The organism is Ideonella azotifigens (assembly GCF_006519715.1).
In the GTDB taxonomy this organism is placed as follows: domain Bacteria; phylum Pseudomonadota; class Gammaproteobacteria; order Burkholderiales; family Burkholderiaceae_C; genus Ideonella; species Ideonella azotifigens.
The window spans coordinates 1-2340 of sequence record NZ_VIDT01000779.1 but is presented as its reverse complement, the minus strand read 5'-3'; the positions used below and the strand labels follow the sequence as shown (position 1 = coordinate 2340).

The window sequence follows — 2340 nt, the reverse complement described above, 5'->3', positions numbered from 1 at the left end:
CTGTGACCGGTGCCACCGCCAGCCTGCCCGACCTGGGCCCGGCGCTGGACGCCGCGACCAACGCGCAGACGGGCCTGTCCAGCTTCATGGACGTGGCCGGTTCGCTGGCGAGTGGCGACTCGGGTTCTCCATTGGGCGCCGTGACGCAGGCCTTTGGCGGTGTGCAGGGCGCGCTGGACATCGATGTCAGCGGCCTGTCCGAAGCGCTGCCCAAGGCCATCAGCACGATCCAGAACGCCCTGCCTGGCGACGCGCTGGCCTTCATCGAGAACCTCAACGAAAGCTACCAGGGCCTGTCGGACTTTCTCGCCAACAGCCCGCTGGTTCAGCAGATCCACCCCGGCGACAGCCTGGAGCAGACCGCGCTGAAGCTGATCGAGGCCGTGCTCAGCGCCTTCAGCGACCGGCTGGCCGAACTCGGCAGTACGCTGATCGACACCGACACGCTGGCCCAGGTCACCGCCGCCTTGGGCACCATCGAGCAGTTGGCCGGCGGCCAGGTGCCCTCGGCCGACGACCTGCTGAACTTCCTCGCCCAGCAGCTGGTGGGCGTGGACCACGACCTGCTCGCCGGTGCCAGCCAGCACCTGGACGGCGCGCTGGCGCTGATCCAGCCGCTCACCGCTGGTGGCATCGAGGGCCTGATCGGCACGGTGCGCGACCAGGCCGCCCTCAGCTTCCAGGCCCTGGCCAACGCCATCGTCAGCTTCGACGCGGCAGACGCTGCTGCCTACGCAGCGCTGGAGGCGCTGCTGCAAGCCTGGTCCGACGCGCTGGGCCTGGCCTTCGACGCGATTGACGCCGGCTGCGACGCGCTGACCGCGCTGGTCGCGGACGACGCCTGGGACACGCTGTTCTCGGCCTATGCCACCGTGCTCGGCGCCGTGCCGCTGGTCGAGCTGCCCAGCGTGGACGACGCGGTCGATGCGATCGCCTCGGTGATCGAATCGCTGCTGTCGCGGCTGCGCATGAGCCTGTCGCCGCAGGACTTGGCGGCCCAGATCGCGCGCGCTTCCAACGGCGTGCACGAGATGTTCGCCGCCTCGCCGCTGTCGCAGGTCCAGCAGATCCTGATCGACTTCATTGGCAAGATCCAGCAGGCCATGGCAGACGTGCCGACCGAGCAGGTGCAGCTGGCCGTGAGCGGCATGCTCTCGCGCGTCAAGCAGGAGCTGGACGCGCTGCACATCGACCAGGTTCGCACCGGCATTGCCGAAGGCTTCCAGGCCGCGCACGACTTCATCGAGCAGAACATTGGCGACGACCTGCTGGGCGACCTGAGCAGCACGCTGGCCGACGCGCTGGACCAGTTCAAGCAGATTCCGATTGCCGACGTGGCCGACGCCATTGGCGACGTGGTGCAGCAGGCCGGTTCGCTGATCCAGCAACTGGCCAGCGACCTGTCTTCCGCGCTAGACGACCTGAAGGCCTTGCTGGCCCAACTCGACGGGCTGGACTTCAAGCCGGTGGCCGACGAGGTCATCGACGAGATCGACGCGCTGAAGGCCAAGCTCTCGGCCATCAAGCCCGAGTCGCTGTCCGAACCCGAGAAGATCGCCATCCAGGGCGGCCTGGCGCTGCTGCGCGCGGTGGACCTCGAAGGCATGATCGAGACCCAGCTGAAGACGGGTTTCAAGACCATCGACGACGAGCTGGCCGAAGCAGTGCAGGCCGTGCTGGACGCCTGGAACAACTTCCGCGACCGCATCATCGGCTTCGACGGCAGCGCCATCCTGGCGCCTGTCAATGCGCTGCTGGACCAGGTCGAGAAGTCGGTCAACGGCATCAATGCCACGCTGGTGCTGGCGCCGCTGGACGGGCTGGTCGACGAACTCGTGGCCCAGGCCGACAAGCTCTCGCCTGGCCAACTGCTGGAACCGCTGAAAGCGCCTTACCAGCAGATGATGGCCGCCATCAACCGCGCCAGCCCGGACGTGTGGGTCGAGCCCTTGCGCCTGCTGCACACCGAGATCGACCGCCTGGTCGACCTGATCGACATCACGCCGCTGCTGGACACGCTGGAGCAGAAGGAGCGCGAGCTCTTCACCCAGGCCCGCGACGGCCTGGCCAGCGCGCTGGACAGCGTGCACCTGCCGCCGCCGCTGGACACGTTTTTCGAGACCATGAAGGCCTTGATGCTGGGCCTGGCCGATGCGGTGTTTGGCGACCCGGACGGCGCGCTGCGCCAGTACAACCTGACGCTGGGCGACAGCGTCAAGCCCAGCAGCCTGTTCAAGCCGCTGGACCTGGTGTTCGACCAGCTGATGGCCGCGGTGGACAAGCTGCCGGTGGCCGACGTGGCCAGCGCGCTCGAAGCCATCCGCACGGGGCTGGGCATGG

The 2340-nt window shown here is 68.0% G+C and carries 1 protein-coding gene; it reads left to right on the top strand.

All coding sequences use genetic code 11. The features are described from left to right. On the top strand, window positions 1–2340 hold a 2340-nt coding region (locus FKP22_RS32895; RefSeq protein WP_211361618.1), incomplete at both ends, for a hypothetical protein.